The organism is Streptomyces sp. NPDC057136, from assembly GCF_042670885.1.
Lineage (GTDB): Bacteria > Actinomycetota > Actinomycetes > Streptomycetales > Streptomycetaceae > Streptomyces.
This window is the reverse complement of sequence record NZ_JBHUUV010000003.1, coordinates 260306-273925: the sequence shown is the minus strand read 5'-3', so window position 1 is coordinate 273925 and position 13620 is coordinate 260306. Positions and strand designations below refer to the sequence as shown.

Below are 13620 nucleotides of genomic sequence, written 5' to 3'. Positions count from 1 at the left end.
CCGCTCAGCCGTCGAGCGCCGCCTCCATCACGGCCCGCGCGATCGGCGCCGCGCTGCCGCCGCCGCTGATGTCGGCCCGGTTCGCGGAGGCGTCCTCCACGACGACGGCGACCGCGACGGCCGGGCGGCCCGAGTTCTCGTCCTGGGCCCAGGAGATGAACCAGGCGTACGGCGTGCCGGAGTTGTCGATGCCGTGCTGGGCGGTGCCGGTCTTGCCGCCGACGGTCACCCCGTCGATCGCGGCGTTCGTCCCCGTACCGTTCTCCACCACGTCGACCATCATCCGTTGCAGCCGCATCGCCGTCGTGGGGTTCATCGCCTGGTGGTACGAGCGCGAGCCCTGCTGCTGGACCGGGTCCCCGTCATGGGTGGTCGTACGGTCCACCAGATGCGGATATCTGAGGTCGCCGCCGTTCGCCACCGCCGAGGCGACCATCGCCATCTGGAGCGGGGTCGCCGTGGTGTCGAACTGCCCGATCGACGACTGGGCGAGCTGGTCGTCGCTCATCTCCGTATCGAAGTTGCTCTTCGCCACCCCCGAGGGGATCTTCAGTCCGGTGTCGTTGAAGCCGAACTTCCCGGCCGCCTCCACCATTCCGTCGAGGCCCACCTCCACCCCCAGATGCGCCATCACGGTGTTGCAGGAGACCCGGATCGCCTCGGACAGCGACGCCTTGCCGCAGCCGCTCGCCTCGTTGGGCAGGACGGTCGAAGTGCCGGGCAGCACATAGGGCGAGGGGGTGTCCGTCGGCTCGTCCGGGTCGCTCACCACGCCGGAGTCCAGTGCCGCGGCGGCCGTCACGATCTTGAAGGTGGAGCCCGGCGGATAGGTCTGTCGGATGGCCCGGTTGAGCATCGGCTGACTCTTCGACGTGGTGAGCCGGGCCCAGGCATCGGTGACGGCCGAGCCCGTTCCGGAGAGCCGCTCGGGGTCGTACGAGGGGGTGGAGACCAGGGCCAGGATCTTGCCGGTGGACGGTTCGAGGGCTGCCACCGCGCCCCGCCGCCCGCCGAGCCCGTCGTACGCGGCGCGCTGCATCGCGTCCTTGATGGTGGTGACGACGTTCCCCCCGGGCTGCCGACTGCGGGTGACGTCGTTCCACAGGGGGAGCGGGGCGAGCAGCGAGTCGGTGCCGGACAGGATGTCGTCCTCGGCGTTCTCGATGAGGGTGGTGCCGTAGGTCTGCGAGGCGTACCCCGTCACCGGTGCGTACAGCGGGCCGTGCTTGTAGGTGCGCTCGTACGCCAGTTGCTCGCCGGTGTCCTTGGAGCCGGTGACGGACTCCTCGCCGACCAGGATGTTCCCGCGCGGCTGGTCGTAACGGTCGATCGTGGAGCGGCGGTTGGCGGAGTTGCCGTCCAGTTCGTCGGCCTCGAAGAGCTGGATGCGGGCGGCGTTCACGAGCAGGGCCACGAGCAGCAGCAGACAGAAGGCGGCGGCCCGCCGGATGTAGCGGATCACGACTCGTCCTCCATTACCGGTGCGATGACTCCTGTCTCCGCCTGATCGGGGTGCGGGGTGCGGGCCACGTCGCTGACCCGGATCAGCAGCGCGACGATGATCCAGTTGGTGACGACGGACGAACCGCCCTGCGCCAGGAAGGGCATGGCCATCCCGGTCAGCGGGATCAGCCCCATCACGCCGCCCGCGATCACGAAGACCTGGAGGGCGAGGATCGAGGCGAGCCCGATCGAGAGCAGTCGTCCGAACGGGTCGCGCAGTGCGAGGCCGGCCCGGTAGCCGCGGGCCACCAGCAGTGCGTACAGCAGGAATACGGCGGTCAGCCCGGCCAGGCCGAGTTCCTCGCCCGCCGTCGCCAGGATGAAGTCGGACTTGGCGGCGAAGCCGATGAGGATGGAGTGGCCGAGGCCGAGGCCGGTCCCGAGCATGCCGCCCGCGGCGAACGCGAACAGTGACTGGGCCAGCTGGCTCGGGCCCTGCCCCGCGTTGATGGACGCGAACGGGTCGAGCCAGTCCTCGACCCGGCTGTGCACATGCGGTTCGAACGAGCCGACGACGAAGGCGCCGACGGCGGCGAGCACCATGCCGACGGCGATCCATCCGGTCCGGCCGGTCGCCACGTACAGCATGATCACGAAGAGCCCGAAGAAGAGCAGCGAGGTGCCCAGGTCGCGTTCGAGGACCAGGACGCCGACGCTGAGCAGCCAGATCGCCACGATCGGCCCCAGCACCCGGCCGGTGGGGAGCTGGAGCTTCCACAGCTTGCGGCCGGTGTACGCGAGGGCGTTGCGGTTGGCGGCGAGATACGCGGCGAAGAAGACCGCGAGGAGGATCTTGGCGAACTCGCCGGGCTGGAAGGAGAATCCGCCGACCCTGATCCAGATCTTGGCGCCGTTCACCGCGGGGAAGAAGATCGGCACGATCATCAGCACCAGTGCGGCGGCGACCGAGAGATAGGCGTACCGCTGGAGCACCCGGTGGTCGCGGAGCAGGACGACGACGGTGATGAAGAGCGCGACGCCGAGGGTGGACCAGATCAGCTGCGTGGGCGCGGCCTGGTCCTTGGGGGTCTCCAGGTCGAGCCGGTAGATCAGCACCAGACCGAGACCGTTGAGCAGCACGGCGATCGGGAGCAGCAGCGGATCGGCGTACGGGGCGCGGAAGCGGACGGCGAGATGGGCGACGAGGGCCAGCAGGCCGAGCCCGGCGCCGTAGCCGGCGACATCGGGCGGTACGGCGCCGTTCCTGGCGAGTCCGACGTCGGCGTATCCGTAGACGGAGATGAGGACGGCCCCGATGAGGAGGCAGAGCTCCACCCCGCGCCGCTTGGGCAGGCGTAGCTCGGGCGGGGGAGCGTCCGCCCTCGTTGCGGTCATGCCACGCAACGTAGCAAGAGGTGGGAGTTATTTCCCTTATGTCATAGCGCTTTCCCTGATGTCATAGCGCGCCCGTCCCCGGGGACGATCGGGACGGGCGCGCTCAGCGGTGCCGGACAGTCAGCACCAGCGAGGGGCCGTACCGATGTTCGCGATGTAACGGGCCGAGCCCCAGGCCCAGGTGCCGTTGGTGAGGAGATACCAGCGGTTGTTGCCGTCGACGTTGCTGCCGGTGGTCTTGCAGAAGATGTGCACCACTGTGTCGTACGGGACGTGTCCGACGATCCGGCTGCTCCGGGTGGGACGGTCGCGCAGCAGCAGCCCGGACCGGGCGATGACGCGGCCGAGGTACTTGCCATGGGCGGCCTTGGTGGCGGCGTCCTCGGCCTCCTCGGGGGAGTCGCCGTCCCCGGCGGGAGCGGTGGCCTCCGCGCGTGGGGCGGCCGGCGGTGCGGCGGGTCCGGCGGCGAGGGCCGGGGCGGCGGCGGCGAGGGCCGCGAGGGTGCCGGTGGCGATGCAGAGACCCATTCGGCGGAATGCCGGACGGCGGGAGTGAGCGGACATGCTGCCTCCAAGGGGAAGGAATTGGGGGCGAGGGACCCGTGGGACACGGCTCTCGCCTCGCCTGCTTCACCCTAGGTTCGCTACGTAGAGTCTGCAATCCGACGCTATCTGTCACTTCCGCCTGGTTTGTTCTTTCTTGGGGTGGTCGGGGGCGCTGTGGCCGCCCGGGACCCTCCGCCGTCCTCCGGCCCGTCGTCGAGCGCCACGTACTCCGGGAGGATGAGGGTTGCGGGGCGGGGTGCGGGGCGGCGGTGGATCAGCGCTGGTACGGGTTCTGGCCCGAGCCGGGAGGCGCGTACCCCGGCTGCTGCTGCGACTGGCCGAACGGATTACCGTCCTGGTTCGCGGCGTGCTGCGCGAGCAGCTGCTCGGCCTGCTCCTTCGGGATCTGCTGCTCCCCGCCGCAGAACGTGCACTGCGTCGCGAACTTCGTGGAGAACGGGAAGAGCGGCACGAAGAACAGCGTGAACTTCGTGACCCTCTTGCGCAGCGTGTGCGCGGCGGGATTGCCGCACCAGCCGCACACCATCGTCAGGATGGCCAGCTGGTACAGATACCCCCGCGTACCAAAAATGATCATGGTGTGGTTCCCTTCCCCGTGTTCCCCAGCAGCGTCCGCCGGCACAGCGCCAGCAGCTGTTCGTCCTCATATGTGTCGTGGCTGCCGTACCCGCCGTCCATCGCGTTGTGACGGCGTACGGAGGCGAGCTCGGCGCTCAGCACATGTGCTGCCTCCGACCCTGCACCAGCAGCCCCCATCCGCGCCAGGCATTCCGCGACCCGGACTCTGACGTGACGGTTCTTCTCCCACGCCGCAAGGAGTATGGGCACCACATCACCGGCCCGGCCCGTTACCTCCCAGAGGGCGATCGCGGCATCCACGCGCAGCCACAGCTCCTCGTGGCGCAGCAGCGCGCGCAGCTTCGGCGCGGCCACCGCGGCGCGCTCGCCGAGCCTGCCCAGCGCGTTCGCCGCCGCCCGCCGGTCGTGCACCTGCTCCGCCCACAACCCCTCGATGAGGACCGGCAGCACGGTGTCGGCGTCCCCGTCGACCGCCCACAGTGCCTCGGCCGCCTCCGTCGCCGCCGCGGTCCCCGGGCGGCGGAGCAGCGCCCGCAGGTCCGGGACGGCGCATTGCGCCGCGGGCCCGAACGAGCCGAGCGCCCGCAGCGCCGCCGTACGCAGCCACTCGCCGCGGTACTCCGGCGCACCCCGCAGCATCCGCAGCACCTCCGGCGCGGCCTCGCCCGCCCGGAGCGCGGTCAGCCCACTGAGCAGCGGACTCGCCCGGTCGTACGCGCTCTCGTCGAGACGGACCTCACTGAGCCTGCGTTGCAGCGCACCGGCGAGCGGGGCCGCCGCCGCACCGAGGTGCCCGATGGCGAAGCCCACGTCGTGCGGGACCTCCGGCCGGTCCAGGGCCGCCGCCAGCGCGGGCACGACCCGGGCGTCGCCCAGCCGGGCCAGCGCCTTCACGGTGGAACCGAGCCCCGGCGGCCCGCTCGCCCACTCCTTCACCCAGGCCCCCGGATCCGCCGCCATCCGCTCGGCCAGCGCGTCCGCGGCAGGGGCTGCCAGACCGAACAGCTCTTCCAGTACGTGGGAGGCGGCATCGGCCAGCCCCGGTTCGGGATCGGCGAGCTGGGCGCCGATCAGGGCGACCAGGTCCTCGTACGAGCCGCGCCAGGCCCTGATCAGCCCACTGCTCATCCGCACGGCATCGACGCGCTGCCACCGGTCCGGGCTGCGCAACTGGTCGGTCAGCAGCGCCGTCCGCTCGGCGACCCGGTCGTCCAGGCCGACGTGCAGCGTCCGCAGCAGATCGGCCGACCAGGGCGCGCTGCGCCCCGCAGACTCCTCGGCGGACAGCGCCCGCAACTGCCCCACCAGCGTCGGGATGCCGGTGTGCGGTGCCGGGTCGCCGCCCGGCGGCGGTCCGGTGTCCGCGGGCTGCTCCGGCACCGGCGGTACGGACCGCAGCTCCCGCATCAGCCCCGCGACGACCGCCACCACATCGCGCGGCAGCGAGTCCGGGGAGCAGCGCGCGAGCTGGGCGAGCGCCGCGAGCCGCAGCCCCGGCCCGTACTTCCGCGACGACAGACGGCTCAGCCACTCCGCGGCCCGGCCGGCGAGCGGCCGGTGGCGCAGCGCGACCCGTCCGGCCGCCTCGACCAGCGCCATCCGCACCTCGTCGTCGGGCTCCACCGGGAGCCGCTCCCGCAGCAGGGCGAGCACCCGCACCGGGTGGCTGTGCAGGGTGGCGAGTGCGAGCGGGGCGGCGAGCCGCACACCCGGGTCCTCGTCGGCGATCAGCTCGAAGAAGACCCCGGCGCCCGCGGTGACGGCCGCCGCCGCCATCGCGTAGTTGGCGGCGCCCTCGATCTCCTCCTCGTCGATCTCGGCCTCGTCGTCCTCGTCCAGATCGATGCCGCCGATGCTGGTCAGCAGCTCGACGATGCAGCCCCGGTCCTGTATCCCGGGGTCCACCACCAGCTCGAAGAGGAAGGGAATGCAGGCGAGCGTGCACCCGTACACATCGCCCTGGTGGTGGACGGCCCCGTACATGCCGTCCAGGGCGCTCTCGCGCTCGGCCGGGTCGGCGGACGCCAGGCCGCGCAGTAGCCCCGGCACATCGTCGGCCGGCCCGTAGGCATGCTCCATCGAAGCCCACTCGACCTCGTCGATCCCCGCGAACACGCCATCCCCTCCCCGCGAACGCCCCTGCACCCGACGGCAGACACCACGGTTTCAAGCAGCGCCTGGGCAGAGTGTGCACCACACCCCCGACAATCCACCCTCCACTTGTGGCCTTTCCTGGCACAGTCACAGGGACGTAATCAGGGCGTTTCAGAGACCCGGGTCCATAGGCATACGGCGGCCCGGGTCCACAGGCCTGCGGCGGCCCGGCAGGCCTACGGCGCGTCCGGCAACGGCCGGGCCAGCTCCGGGTCGAACAGCGGGCCGAGCAGATCCCCGTACCGATCCAGCCGCGCAGCCATGTCGCCCGCCAGGAACACCATGTCGCCGGGTGCCCCGCAGCCCCCGATCTCGTCCCAGGTGACGGGCGCGGACACGGTCGGTTCGGCCCGGGCCCGCAGGGTGTACGGGGTGGCGGTCGTCTTGGCGGCGGCGTTCTGGCTGAAGTCGACAAAGACCTTCCCCGGGCGCAGCGCCCGGGTCATGCGGTGCACGACCAGCTCGGGCAGGGTGTCCTGCGCCTCAACGGCCAGCCCCTTGGCGTAGGCCGACACCTGCTCGGCGGGGGTCGGCTCCAGGGGGACGAGCAGGTGCAGCCCCTTGGACCCGGACGTTTTGCCGTAGGAGGTCAGCCCGTCCGCCGCGAGCCGTTCCCGCAGCCAGAGCCCGACCGTGCAGCACTCCACGATGCTCGCGGGCGCCCCGGGGTCCAGGTCGAACACCAGCCGGTCGGCGATCTGGGGAGCCTCGGCCCGCCACTGCGGAGTGTGGAATTCCACCACCAGATTGGCCGCCCACACCAGGGAGGCCAGATCCTGTACGAGGACCTGGCGCGAGCTCTGCGCCTCATGGCGCTGCACCTCGGCCGTCCGTACCCAGTCGGGCGTACCGGGCGGCGGGTTCTTGGTGAAGAAACGCTGTCCGTCGGGCCCGTCCGGGTAGCGCAGGAAGGAAACGGGCCGGTCGTCCAGATGCGCGAGCAGCGGCGCCGCGACCGTGGCCGCGTAGTAGTGCAGCACCTCGCCCTTGGTGGTCCCGGTGGCCGGATACAGCACCTTGTCGAGATTGCTGAGCGCCAGCCGCCGCCCCTCCACCTCCGTGATCGGCGTCATACGACAAGAATCACACGAAATCCGACCCAGACAATTGCTGGGGGAGGATCAGGGCAGCACAGGGCTATGCCAGGCGTGGTGCAAGGATGCGGCCGGTTCAGGCGGAGGCCCGCTTGGTGGTCTTCTTGGCTGCTGTCTTCTTGGCCGCTGCCTTCTTCGCAGCGCCCCTGCCCGTGCTCTTCGTGGCGGCGGTGGTCTTCTTACCGCCGGATTCCTTCGGTGATGGGGCGGCCTTCTTGGCTGCGGAGCCTGTCGCTTTCCTGGCTGGTGCCGCCTTCTTCGATGCCGACTTCCTCGCCGGAGCCTTCTTCGCGGTCTTGCGGGCAGGCAGGGTCCGGACCTCGGCCTCTGTCTCCTCGCCGGTGTCCTCCCCGCGCGACTCCTTGGCCGCGCGGACGCTGTTCTCCAGGGCGGCCATGAGGTCGATGACCTTGCCGCCGGTTGGAGCGGCTTCCGCCTCGCGCGGTGGCTCGACACCCTGAAGCCTGGCTTCGATCACCTGCTGGAGCGCTTCCTGATACTCGTCATGGAGCGCTGACAGGTCGAAGTCCTGGGAGAGCATGTCCATGAGGGACTTGGCCATCTGCAGTTCCTGGGGCCGGATCGTCACGTCGCCCTCCGGCGTGACGCCGGCGGCGGAACGGACCTCGTCGGGCCAGAGGCAGGTCTGGAGGACGAGGGTGTCCTCATGCACTCGGAGAACGGCGAGCGACTCCCTCGACCGGATAGCGATTTTCGTGACGGCGATCTGTCCGGATTCCGTCAGAGCCTCTTTGAGCAGGGCATAGGGTTTTTCCGCTGCCCGGTCGGACGTGCCGACGTAGTAGGCCTTGGAGAACATCAGCGGATCGATGGTCTCGGCATCGACGAAGGCCAGCACGTCAATGAGCTTCTTGCTGGGAAGGGGGAGGTCCGCGAGATCTTCGTCGGAGAGCATGATCATGCTGCCGTCCGGGGCCTCATAGCCCTTTGTGATCTCCTGGTAAGAGATCTCGGCGTCCTCGGCTTCGCATACGCGCCGCATCCGCACCCTGGAGCCGTCCTTCTCGTGCACCTGGCGAAGCGGGATGTCGTGCTCCTCCGTGGCCGTGAAGAGTTGGACTGGGATCGTGACCAGCCCAAACGAAATGGCCCCCTTCCAGGTCGCTCTCATGCAGTGCTCCTTCCCTGGGCCCTCAGGCTAAGCCGAGGGCAGGCGCCGCGACACTCGGCGACCACCGGGCCCCGACGGACCGGCCGGCCCGTCACCGGCCGGTCCGTCGGTAGGCTGCGAGCCGGGGATCAAGATCAACGGGGCGTGGACATGCCGCCCCCGGAAGCGCCGGCACGCCGGACGTGCCCGCGGGCGGTCCCGACCGGGACGGCCCACGCAAGGACCCCGCCCAGGGAGATTGAGGTGCGCGGCCCGGTCAGCCGGTCGACGCCGGACTGATCGGGTCGGACAGGGAGGGCAGGTCGAGACCTGGGGACGGATCGCTCTCGGTCGTCACGTACGTACAACTCGTATACGTATAACCGGGCTTGACGCTCGATCCCGACGAGTAGCTGTCCACGTCCGCCGACGCACCCGTGCCGTGCTTGTACAGGAAGTGGTAGTCGCCCGCCGGGAGTTGGAGGGTCACCTTCGGGTACGTCTTGCCGCTCGCCCGGCAGGCGAGCTCCGGCCCGCTCGACGCGCTGTACCGCTCGCAACTGCCGCACGCCTTCAGCTCGACAGCGCCGGAGACCGGGCCGGTGTAGAGGATCTCGACCGCGTTCGGCGCGTCGTTACTAATGACGAGCTCCATCCGGGAGCCGCCCGGCTTCTTCCGGGGCGGCAGCCGCTTGCCCGCCGACGGCCGGTCCTCGGCTATCTCCGCCGCGATGACGATGTCCCGGGCGTGCTGTCTGCGCCCGTCCTTCTTGTACGTGTCGGCGAAACCGGTCAGCGTCTCTCGCGCCTCGGTGAACTTCTTGTCCTTGAACTCGTCCACCCCGCAGGCGTAGACACCGTCCCGGACGCCGCCGTCGGCCTTCGCGCTCAGCGCGGACACGGTCTTGTCGGGCATCGCGGCCACCGTGGCACCGATACGCCGCAACACCTCGGTCGCCGCGCACGGTTCGCCCCCGCGCACCGCCTCGACCTGCTCGTCCATCTTCCCGGTGACAGCCGGTCCGACCTTCTTGGCCGGTGCGGAACCGGGCAGCGTACGCAGCAGTTCGCCCAGCTCGCCGCCGTCCGAAGCGTCGTTCGCGTCGCTCCCGTCACCGAGCTTGGACACTCCGCACCCGTACAGCGACTCGGCGAGCGGCTCGTCGGGCCACCCGGCCAGGGAGCCCAGCAGCTTCGCGTCGACCGAGTCGGGCACGGTCTGCAGATGGGTCAGCGGCTCGACGGCCTGGCAGTGGTCCTTGGCCCGGTACGGTGCCGAGACCGCCTCGTAGTACGCCTTCAGCCGTGACGGCACCAGCTTCCCGGCCCGCGAACCGGCATGCTCCTCGCCGAGCTCGCGGTAGACGGCGAGCGCGGACCGGTACTCCACCCGTCCCCTGGCGAACGGCTGCTTCGACGCGGCGGCGACGGCCCGGTCCCCCTTCTCCAGCCGGTCGAGCAGCATCTGCTCGACGGCCTTGTCCCGCTCGGAGCCGTACACCACGACGCCACCCGCCGGGACCCCCAGCAGCACCACGCCCAGCACGGCCGCCACCAGAGGCTTCCACGAGCCGCCCACGGCCGAACGCCGGGCGGTCCACGCCCCGTCGGCGGCAGCGAGAACGAGCACGACGAGAAAACTGACGACAATCCCCGCAGGCACCCCATCGGCCTCGGCCGGGAGCGTGGCCAGCAACAGCCCACCGGTCGCCGCCCAGCAGAGGGCCGCCCTGGCCCAGCGCCGCATCAGGGCATAGCCGAGCCCGAGCCCCGTGAGGTTGAGCAACGCGACGGCCACGGAACGCAACGCCGCACCCGGTGGCGGCGGCCCGACCGCAGGGGGGCCGCCCGGAGGCGCTGGTGGCCCACCTGGCGCCTGCCAGGGCCCCGGCTCCGGCCCGAAGTGCTGATGATCCCCCGCCGTCATACGGTCCCCCAACCGTCGAACCCGCCTAAGTCTCCACGAAGCTGCCCGCTTTCCTCACGGTCCATGCTCCGAATCGGCACATCTTGGCGGCGGTCCACGTTGTGGATGTCCGTGCTGCCGTCTCGTCCGACCAGTAAAGTGCGCAGGGCCGCGACTGGCGCGTACCCCGGCAGGGGTCCTGTGGAATCGACCACGAGGGAGCGGCACACCCCGGGCGCGCCCGGGAGCGTCACCGCCGGAGAGCCGTCCGCCTGGGCATCCGGGTCCATGCCGCAGCAATGCGACCGACCCGGGAGGATCCCATGACCGCACCCGCCATCCGCCACCCCGCCCTGGCTTCCGCAGATCCGGAGATCGCCGCCCTGGTGACCTCCGAGGAGCAGCTCCAGGCGGACACCCTGCGCCTGATCCCCAGTGAGAACTACGTCTCGGCCGCGGTGCTTGAGGCATCAGGCACGGTGCTCCAGAACAAGTACTCCGAGGGCTACGCGGGCAAGCGCTACTACGAGGGCCAGCAGAACATCGACCAGGTGGAGACACTCGCCGTCGAACGGGCCAAGGCGCTGTTCCGCATGGACCACGCCAATGTGCAGCCGTACTCCGGCTCACCGGCCAACCTCGCCGTCTATCTGGCGTTCCTGAAGCCCGGCGACACCGTTCTCGGTATGTCCCTCCCCATGGGCGGCCATCTGACCCACGGATGGGGGGTCTCAGCCACCGGCTCCTGGTTCCGCGGAGTGCAGTACGGGGTACGTCGCGACACGGGACGCGTCGACCTCGACGAGGTACGTGACCTGGCGCTCGCCGAGCGCCCCAAGGTGATCTTCTGTGGCGGTACCGCCGTCCCCCGGGTGATCGACTTCGCCGGCTTCGCCGAGATCGCCCGGGAGACCGGAGCCGTCCTCGTCGCCGACGTCGCCCACATCGCCGGCCTGATCGCCGGTGGCGCGCACCCCTCGCCCGCCCCGTACGCGGACGTGGTCTCCACCACCACCCACAAGACCCTGCGCGGCCCCCGCGGCGCGATGCTGCTGTCCAGGGCGGAGCACGCCCGCGCCATCGACCGCGCGGTCTTCCCGGGCCTCCAGGGCGGCCCGCACAACCAGACCACGGCAGCCATCGCGGTCGCCCTGAAGGAAGCGGCCGGCGCAGACTTCAGCGGCTACGCCCGCCAGGTGGTCGCCAACGCCCGTGCCCTGGGGGAGGAGTTGGCAGCCCTCGGCTTCGACCTGGTCTCAGGAGGCACGGACAACCACCTCCTGCTGATCGATCTCACCGCCAAGGCCGTCCCCGGCAAGATCGCGGCCAAGGCCCTGGACCGTGCGGGCATCGTGGTGAACTACAACACCGTCCCGTACGACACCCGTAAGCCCTTCGACCCGTCCGGCATCCGCATCGGCACCCCGGCCCTGACCTCGCGCGGCATCCCCGCCTCCGAGATGGGCGCCGTCGCACGCTGGATCGACCTCGTGGTCGACGCGGCCCGCACGGGCGACGAGGCCACGATCACGAAGGTCCGCGCCGAGGTGAAGACCCTGATGGACGCCTACCCGGCGCCGGGGCTGCCCGTGGCCTGACCCCTCCGGCGAGGGCAAGCCCTGCCGGTGCGCGGAACTGGTCAGAGGGGACGCTGTGCGAGCCGCCCGTATCTTCACCGGTCGTGGAGCACCTTGGGGCGCGTGACGGGCACGACCGTGAGGAGGTCGTCCAGTCCCTTGAAGTCGTCCGGGTTCGTGGTGAACAGCGGAAGCTCCTCGGCGACGGCGACCGCGGCGATCATCAGGTCCGCGATTCGGCGTCGTGGTTTGCGGCCCACGCCGATCACGGCGGCGCACACCCTGCCGTAGATGCGGGCGGCCTCCGCCCCGAAGGGGATGGGATCGAACTCGTTCTCGGCCCGCTGGAGCACATCGAGCCTTCTGGCACGCTCGGCGTGTTCGTCGTAGTCGGACTGCTCCTCGTTGCGGCGGACCTCGTGGGGTCCGCCGCAGAGAGCTCGCCGAGAGTGATGGCACTGATCGCCATCTCGGCGGGGAGCTCGGCGGGGTCCAGCCACTTGCGCAGAATCATGATGCTGGTGTCGAGCAGCCCTCGCCGGTACGCGACGGGCGGCACCGCGGCGGGTCCCTCAACGGGCATAGGGGTCGTCCATTCCCTGTTCGGCCGTACGCTCCTGATCGGCGCGGAAGGCGTCCAGGGAGATGTCGGGGGCGGTACGTGACATGCCGGCGAACTCCTCGCGCGGGACGAACGTACGGCGCCGCCGCAACGGAATCAGCTCACCGATCTGGTGCCCGTCCCGGGTGACGGTGAACGACTGACCGCCCTGGACGGCGTCCATGATCTCTTTGCACCGATTACGGAGATCCCGCTGGGTGATCTCGGGCTGCGCGCTCATGGGTCTACGGTACGCGGGGTAGGTCGCGGTGTGCTATCGGGTGCTACGGGGGAGGGGGCGATCGTTGCGCGTGAGAAGAATTCGATTGCATTCACCGCCACTTCCCCATTTTGTCGTTGATTGCGCCCACGGTGTGCCGGACATCGATTTCAGCGAACCTCTGAAACCATTGATCCCCCGGCGCAAAGCAGCCACTGATTCCCCGGCGAAGGAAACCCTGGCGGTGTGTGGCGGATCGAAGAAGTTGACGTTGTCATCGGGGAAAAATGCCTGCCCGATGCGTGCGACTTCACCGATGCACCTTACGGTGCAGACCTCTCCGCGATCGTTGGAGCGCTCAACCTCGTAGATCTGCAGTCGACTGGGTTCGGCAATAATTGTGTGCCTCCGCGACGAACTGCGATATCTGTTCCGGTGAAAGTTTGGGTGCATCCCATTTTGGCGCGTCAGTTGACCGCGCGGCCTTGCTCAGCTTTCCAGCAAGTCGGTGACGTATCCCTGGATTTGAGGTGACAGTTCCCCGAGTCGGATCTCCCGCAGCTGCGCGACATGGTTAAGACCGACATGACCGGTTGACACCAATTCGAGGATGGCATGGAGCTCGGCCTCCAGGGCTGAGTTCTCCTTCTCGGAGGCCGCAGCCGCCGCAAGCAGCGTAGCCAACGATGAAGCCTGAGCGGGCGAATAGGCACTCAGATGATCGGCGACTTCGTCGGCCGCGCGTTCACGCGTTGCCGGTTCTGTATCCAGGACCTTGCATGCCATGCGATAAATTCACGGGATTCCATATGCTCAACCTATTTGATCAATACGGCTGTCGATGGCGCAAAGCCCCCTGCCTCTCCCTGGCATTTGCCACAGATCGAGATCCGGTAGACGTCCCCATTCGCTGCATTCGAGCCCGCCGGGGCGGTTCCGTCCCTGTCATGCACCCGGAGTCGAACGGCGGTCG

At 69.8% G+C, this 13620-nt stretch carries 11 protein-coding genes and 2 pseudogenes; 1 reads left to right on the top strand and 12 read right to left on the bottom strand.

From position 1 onward, the window contains the following. Positions 1 to 4: 4 nt before the first annotated feature. From ACFT7S_RS05605 to ACFT7S_RS05570, 8 genes are all read right to left on the bottom strand, one after another. Positions 5 to 1462 (bottom strand): peptidoglycan D,D-transpeptidase FtsI family protein, encoded by a 1458-nt coding sequence (locus ACFT7S_RS05605; protein WP_382727362.1) that lies wholly within the window; start codon positions 1460 to 1462, stop codon positions 5 to 7. Then, positions 1459 to 2838 (bottom strand): FtsW/RodA/SpoVE family cell cycle protein, encoded by a 1380-nt coding sequence (locus ACFT7S_RS05600; RefSeq protein ID WP_382727359.1) that lies wholly within the window; start codon positions 2836 to 2838, stop codon positions 1459 to 1461. Before ACFT7S_RS05600 ends, ACFT7S_RS05605 begins: the two co-directional genes overlap by 4 nt. Positions 2839 to 2958: 120 nt before the next feature. Further along, positions 2959 to 3402: an SH3 domain-containing protein gene (locus ACFT7S_RS05595; protein WP_382727357.1), complete on the bottom strand. Its 444-nt coding sequence runs from the start codon at positions 3400 to 3402 to the stop codon at positions 2959 to 2961. A gap of 256 nt (positions 3403 to 3658) precedes the next feature. Then, complete coding sequence (locus ACFT7S_RS05590; RefSeq protein ID WP_382727355.1) at positions 3659 to 3982, bottom strand: zinc-ribbon domain-containing protein; 324 nt, start codon at positions 3980 to 3982, stop codon at positions 3659 to 3661. Then, positions 3979 to 6099: a HEAT repeat domain-containing protein gene (locus ACFT7S_RS05585; RefSeq protein WP_382727352.1), complete on the bottom strand. Its 2121-nt coding sequence runs from the start codon at positions 6097 to 6099 to the stop codon at positions 3979 to 3981. The genes ACFT7S_RS05590 and ACFT7S_RS05585 overlap by 4 nt, the downstream gene beginning before the upstream one ends. Before the next feature lie 215 nt (positions 6100 to 6314). Next, positions 6315 to 7211 (bottom strand): non-homologous end-joining DNA ligase, encoded by an 897-nt coding sequence (ligD, locus tag ACFT7S_RS05580; protein WP_382727350.1) that lies wholly within the window; start codon positions 7209 to 7211, stop codon positions 6315 to 6317. A 97-nt stretch (positions 7212 to 7308) separates the two neighbouring features. After that, a complete protein-coding gene (locus ACFT7S_RS05575; RefSeq protein ID WP_382727347.1) occupies positions 7309 to 8364 on the bottom strand; it encodes a Ku protein in 1056 nt (351 codons plus the stop codon). Positions 8365 to 8620: 256 nt separating this feature from the next. Beyond that, positions 8621 to 10270, bottom strand: a complete 1650-nt coding sequence (locus tag ACFT7S_RS05570; RefSeq protein ID WP_382727344.1) for a hypothetical protein — start codon at positions 10268 to 10270, stop codon at positions 8621 to 8623. A gap of 302 nt (positions 10271 to 10572) precedes the next feature. On the opposite strand from ACFT7S_RS05570, the gene glyA reads away from it, so the two are divergent. After that, complete coding sequence (glyA, locus tag ACFT7S_RS05565) at positions 10573 to 11847, top strand: serine hydroxymethyltransferase (protein ID WP_382727342.1); 1275 nt, start codon at positions 10573 to 10575, stop codon at positions 11845 to 11847. A 74-nt stretch (positions 11848 to 11921) separates the two neighbouring features. On the opposite strand, the pseudogene ACFT7S_RS05560 reads toward glyA, so the two are convergent. From ACFT7S_RS05560 to ACFT7S_RS05545, 4 genes and pseudogenes are all read right to left on the bottom strand, one after another. Further along, positions 11922 to 12409 (bottom strand): annotated as a pseudogene (locus ACFT7S_RS05560) (type II toxin-antitoxin system VapC family toxin). Continuing rightward, positions 12399 to 12668 (bottom strand): type II toxin-antitoxin system Phd/YefM family antitoxin, encoded by a 270-nt coding sequence (locus ACFT7S_RS05555; protein ID WP_382727340.1) that lies wholly within the window; start codon positions 12666 to 12668, stop codon positions 12399 to 12401. The pseudogene ACFT7S_RS05560 and the gene ACFT7S_RS05555 overlap by 11 nt, the downstream one beginning before the upstream one ends. Positions 12669 to 13136: 468 nt before the next feature. Next, a complete protein-coding gene (locus tag ACFT7S_RS05550; RefSeq protein ID WP_382727338.1) occupies positions 13137 to 13433 on the bottom strand; it encodes a hypothetical protein in 297 nt (98 codons plus the stop codon). Between the two features lie 32 nt (positions 13434 to 13465). After that, positions 13466 to 13609: pseudogene (locus ACFT7S_RS05545) on the bottom strand (polymorphic toxin type 30 domain-containing protein); the annotation flags it as partial. Between the last annotated feature and the right edge of the window lie 11 nt (positions 13610 to 13620).

Excerpts from the sequence above, each read along its gene's own strand:
- ligD (WP_382727350.1), bottom strand. The coding sequence starts at position 7,211 with ATGACGCCGATCACGGAGGTGGAGGGGCGGCGGCTGGCGCTCAGCAAT.
- ACFT7S_RS05550 (WP_382727338.1), bottom strand. The coding sequence starts at position 13,433 with ATGGCATGCAAGGTCCTGGATACAGAACCGGCAACGCGTGAACGCGCG.
- ACFT7S_RS05570 (WP_382727344.1), bottom strand. The coding sequence starts at position 10,270 with ATGACGGCGGGGGATCATCAGCACTTCGGGCCGGAGCCGGGGCCCTGG.
- ACFT7S_RS05595 (WP_382727357.1), bottom strand. The coding sequence starts at position 3,402 with ATGTCCGCTCACTCCCGCCGTCCGGCATTCCGCCGAATGGGTCTCTGC.
- ACFT7S_RS05600 (WP_382727359.1), bottom strand. The coding sequence starts at position 2,838 with ATGACCGCAACGAGGGCGGACGCTCCCCCGCCCGAGCTACGCCTGCCC.
- glyA (WP_382727342.1), top strand. The coding sequence starts at position 10,573 with ATGACCGCACCCGCCATCCGCCACCCCGCCCTGGCTTCCGCAGATCCG.
- ACFT7S_RS05575 (WP_382727347.1), bottom strand. The coding sequence starts at position 8,364 with ATGAGAGCGACCTGGAAGGGGGCCATTTCGTTTGGGCTGGTCACGATC.
- ACFT7S_RS05590 (WP_382727355.1), bottom strand. The coding sequence starts at position 3,982 with ATGATCATTTTTGGTACGCGGGGGTATCTGTACCAGCTGGCCATCCTG.
- ACFT7S_RS05555 (WP_382727340.1), bottom strand. The coding sequence starts at position 12,668 with ATGAGCGCGCAGCCCGAGATCACCCAGCGGGATCTCCGTAATCGGTGC.